Source organism: Streptomyces sp. NPDC004610, assembly GCF_040609715.1.
Taxonomy (GTDB): Bacteria; Actinomycetota; Actinomycetes; order Streptomycetales; family Streptomycetaceae; genus Streptomyces.
Genome location: NZ_JBEXLA010000086.1, coordinates 1 through 4,831, shown reverse-complemented (window position 1 = coordinate 4,831; position 4,831 = coordinate 1). Strand labels below are relative to the sequence as shown.

The 4,831-nt window shown below is 72.7% G+C and carries 1 protein-coding gene; it reads right to left on the bottom strand.

Annotation, left to right across the window (positions count from 1 at the left end):
- On the bottom strand, positions 1 to 4,831 hold a 4,831-nt coding region (locus ABZX40_RS41425), incomplete at both ends, for a type I polyketide synthase (RefSeq protein ID WP_355751391.1).

The following is a 4,831-nucleotide window of genomic DNA, read 5'->3' as shown; positions in this document are numbered from 1 at the left end:
GTCCAGGGGGTGTTGGTGTGGGTGGGGCGGGTGTGGATGGTGAGGGTGGTGGGGGTGAGGTGGACTTGGAGGTCGAGGGGGGTGGTGAGGGGGACGGGGGTGGTGAGGGTGAGTTCCTCGATGTGTGTGGATGCTGCGGTGGCGTGGAGGGCCAGGTCCAGGAGTGCGGTGCCGGGGAGGAGAGGGGTCCCGTTGATGGTGTGGTCCGCCAGCCAGGGGTGCCGGTCGGGGTCGATGGCGCCGGTGAAGAGGGTGGCCCCGGTGTGGGGCAGTTCGGTCGTGGCGGTCAGGAACGGATGGTCGGTCGGGGTGAGCCCGGTGACCGCCGGGGCGGCCACGGGGGTCGTCAGCCAGTGCCGTTGCCGCTGGAAGGGGTAGTGGGGGAGGTCGATGTGCCGGGCCTGGGTGCCCGCGAAGTGCCGCGTCCAGTCGACCTCGACCCCGCGCACGAACGCCTGCGCCATCGACGTCAGCAACTGAGCCGACCCGCCCTGGTCCCGGCGGAGCGACCCGCCCACCACGGCATCGGACCCGGCCTCGTCCACCGTCTCCTGCACCCCCACCGTCAGCACCGGATGCGGGCTCATCTCCAGGAACGCGTCGAACTGCTCGTCCAGCAGCCGCCGCACCGCCTCCTCCAGCCGTACCGTGTCCCGCAGATTGCGGAACCAGTAGGCGGTGTCGGCCGCCCCCTCGGGCAGCCAGTCACCGGTGACCGTGGAGAACAGCGGCACCCGCGCCGGGCCCGGCACGATCCCGGCCAGCGAACCGGCCAGCTCCGCCCGCACCTCGTCCACCTGCGCCGAGTGCGAGGCGTAGTCCACCGGGATGACCCGCGCCTTCACCCCGGCCCCGGTCAGTTCCTCGTGCAGCGCGGTGATCGCGTCCGCCGCGCCCGAGACCACCGTCGACCGGGGCCCATTGACCGCCGCCACCGACAACCGCCCCGCCCAGCGCTCCAGCCGCGCCCGGACCTCGTCCGTCGGCAGCGGCACCGACATCATCCCGCCGCGCCCCGCCAGCCGCAGCAGAGCCCGGCTGCGCAGCGCCACGACCCGCGCCGCGTCCTCCAGCGACAGGATCCCCGCCACACACGCGGCGGCGATCTCCCCCTGCGAATGCCCCACCACGGCCGAAGGCTCGACCCCGTACGACCGCCAGACCGCCGCCAGCGACACCATCGTCGCGAACAGCGCCGGCTGGACCACGTCCACCCGGTCCAGGGACGCCGCACCGGGCGCCCCGGTCACCACCGCCGTCAACTCCCAGTCGGTGTGCGGCGCGAGGGCGTGGGCACAGTCCCGCATCGTCGCCGCGAACACCTCCGAGGTGTCCATCAGCTCCCTCGCCATGCCCTCCCACTGCGATCCCTGCCCCGGGAACACGAACACCGGCTTACGGGACCGGGCGGGCTCGGGGGTGGTGGTGAGGTGGGGGTGGGGGGTGCCGGTGGTCAGGTGGGTGAGGGGGGCTTCGGGGTGGTCGGGGGTGAGGATGACGGCTCGGTGGGGGTGGTGGGTGCGGGTGGTGAGGGTGTGGGCGGTGTGGGTGGGGTGGGGGTGGTGGGTGGTGAGGTGGGTGTGGAGTTGCTGGGCGTGGGTGTGGAGGGCGGCGGGGGTGCGGGCGGTGAGGATGTAGGGGGTGAGGGGTGGTGGGGTGGTGGGTTCGGGGGTGGCGGTAGGGGTGGCTGGGGGTTCTTCGAGGATGAGGTGGGCGTTGGTGCCGCTGATGCCGAAGGAGGAGACGGCGGCGCGACGCGGCCGGTCCGGGTCACGCGGCCAGGGCTGGGCCTCGCCGAGCAACCGGATCGGGCTGGCGTCCCAGTCGAAGTGCTCGGTCGGTTCCTCGGCGTGGAGGGTGCGCGGGAGGGTCTCGTGGCGCATCGCCTCGATCATCTTGATGACGCCGCCGACCCCGGCCGCCGCCTGCATATGACCCAGGTTCGACTTCAGCGACCCGAGCCACAGCGGACGCTCCCGGTCCTGTCCGTAGGTGGCGTGCAGGGCCTGGATCTCGATGGGGTCGCCGAGGGGGGTGGCGGTGCCGTGGGCTTCGATGGCGTCGATGTCGTGGGGGGTGAGGTGGGCGGTGGTGAGGGTGTGGGTGATGAGGTGTTGTTGGGCTTGGCCGTTGGGTGCGGTGAGTCCGTTGGAGGGTCCGTCTTGGTTGGTGTGGGTGGCTCGGATGAGGGCGTGGATGGTGTGGTTGTTTTTTCTGGCTTGGGTGAGGGGTTCGAGGAGGAGGAGTGCGGTGCCTTCGGACCAGCCGGTGCCGTTGGCGTGGGTGGAGAAGGAGCGGCAGTGTCCGTCGGGGGAGAGTCCTTGGAGTCGGCTGAATTCGATGAAGGTGCCGGGGGTGGACATGATGGTGGTGCCGCCGGCGAGGGCGAGGGTGCATTCCTTGTTGCGGAGGGCTTGGACTGCGGTGTGCAGGGCGACCAGGGAGGAGGAGCAGGCGGTGTCGAGGGTGAGTGCGGGGCCGGTGAAGCCGAAGTGGTACGCCAGCCTGCCCGACAGCACACTCCCCAGGTTCCCGGTGAGCAGCAGCCCTTCCAGGTCGTCCGGCATCTGCCCGGCCGCCGGGGCGTAGTCGTGGTACATCAGGCCCACGAAGACGCCGGTGGGGGTGTTGTGGAGGGTGGTGGGGTTGATTCTGGCGTGTTCGAGGGTGTGCCAGGCGGTTTCGAGGAGGCTGCGTTGTTGGGGGTCCATGGCGAGGGCTTCTCTGGGGGAGATGCCGAAGAATTCTGCGTCGAATTGGTCGGCGTCGTGGAGGAAGCCGCCTTTGTGGGTGTAGGTGGTGCCGGGGTGGTGGGGGTCTGGGTGGTGGAGGTCGGTGGGCCAGCCTCGGTTGGTGGGGAAGTCGGTGATGGCGTGGTTGCCGTCGGCGAGGAGTTGCCAGAGTTGGTCGGGGGTGGTGATGCCGCCGGGGAAGCGGCAGCCGATGCCCACCACGGCGATGAGATCGTCATCGTCGTCCGATCGAGGGGTGGTTACGACCGGTGCCTGTGGGCGTTGCTCCGGCTGGAGCAGGTCGGTCAGATGGTCCGCCAGGGACTCCGGGGTCGGGTGGTCGAAGATGACCGGGGCCGGAAGCCGCAGCCCGGTCGCCGAGTTCAGGCGGTTGCGCAGTTCCACCGAGGTCAGTGAGTCGAAGCCCAGTTCCTTGAAGGTGCGGTCCACCGCGATGCCGCCGCGCTCCGCGAACCCCAGCACCTCCGCCGCCCGGTTCCGCACCAACTCGGTGAGCAGCCGCCTGCGCTCCACCGGGGACGCCCCGGCCAGCCGCCCCGCCAGGGCCGACGCCCCGGAACCGGCAACCGGCGGCCGGGCCGAGCCCACCGCACCTCCCACCAGACCCCGCAGCACCGCAGGCACCGGCTCCCCGGCCGCCACCCGGGACCGCAGCGCCCCCCGGTCCAGCCGCAGCGGCGACAGCAGCGCCTCGGGACGGGCCACCGCCGCGTCGAACAGCGCGAGCGCCTCCCGGGGATCGAGCGGCGCCACCCCGACCTGCGCGAACCGGGCCACATCCTGCGCGCCCAGCGCCCCGGCCATACCGCCCTCACCGCCCCACAGCCCCCACGCCAGCGAGGTCGCCGGGCGCCCCGACTCCCGGCGCCGGGCGGCGAGGGCGTCCAGGAAGGCGTTGGCGCCGGCGTAGTTGGCCTGCCCGGCGGCACCGATCAGCCCGGACACCGACGAGAACAGGACGAACGCCCGCAGCTCCAGATCCCGGGTCAGCTCGTCCAGCAGCAGAGCCGCCGCCGCCTTCGGCCGCCACACCCGCTCCAGCCGCTCCGCCGTCAACTGCTCCACCACACCGTCGTCCAGCACCCCGGCCGTATGCACCACCCCGGCCAGCGGCTGCGCCTGCGGTACGGCGGCCAGCACCGCGCCCAGTGCCTCCCGGTCGGCGGCGTCGCAGGCCACGATCCTGACCTCGGCACCCGCCGCCGCCAGCTCGGCGGCCAACTCGTTCGCCCCCGGAGCCGCCTGACCCTGACGGCTCATCAGCAGCAAGTGCCGTACGCCATGGTGCTCGACGAGATGCCGGGCGAGCAGACCGCCCAGGCGCCCGGTGCCACCGGTCACCAGGACCGTGCCCTCGGGCCCGAAGGCGGCGGACGCCGGGGACCCCCCGGTCCCGCCCGGCGTCACCGGCCGCAGCCGGGGTACCGATACCCGGCCCGCCCTGATCCTGACCTGCGGCTCCCCCTCGGCCAGCGCCTCGGGCAGCGCCCGCCAGGACCGAGGGTCGGCATCCAGGTCCGCGACCAGCAGCCGCCCCGGATGCTCGGTGACCGCCGACAGCAGCAGCCCCCGGGCCGCCGCCGCGTACGGCGCACCGCCCTCGGTGACCACCACGAGCCGGCTCCCGGCGTGCTGCGGCGCGGACACCCAGGCCCGGACGGAGTCGAGAGCCGCGCGCGGGGCGTCGGCGGCAGCGGTGGTGAGGGGTAGGACGGCGGTGATGGGCTCGGTGGTGGGCAGTGAGGCCAGGTCGGGGTGGGTGGTGGGGTATGCGTCGGCCGGTGCCGAGTGGGGCGCGTCGGTTTCGATCAGCACCCAGCGGGAGGTGTCGTCGTCGTCCTGTCGTGTCTCCTGCTCCACCCAGTCCAGGGTGTGCAGCGCGGCGGAGTCGGTCGTCTGCGCCGGGCGCAGGTCCACGCCCTCGATCCGGGCGAACACCTCCCCGTCCGCGCCGAGCAGGGTGATGCCGCCTGTCGCGGTGTTGATGTGTGCCTGGACGGGGCCGGTGGGGGGTGGGGTGTGGAGGGTGATGTCGGTGAAGGTGAAGGGGAGGTGGGGGGTGGGGTTGTCGAGGGTGG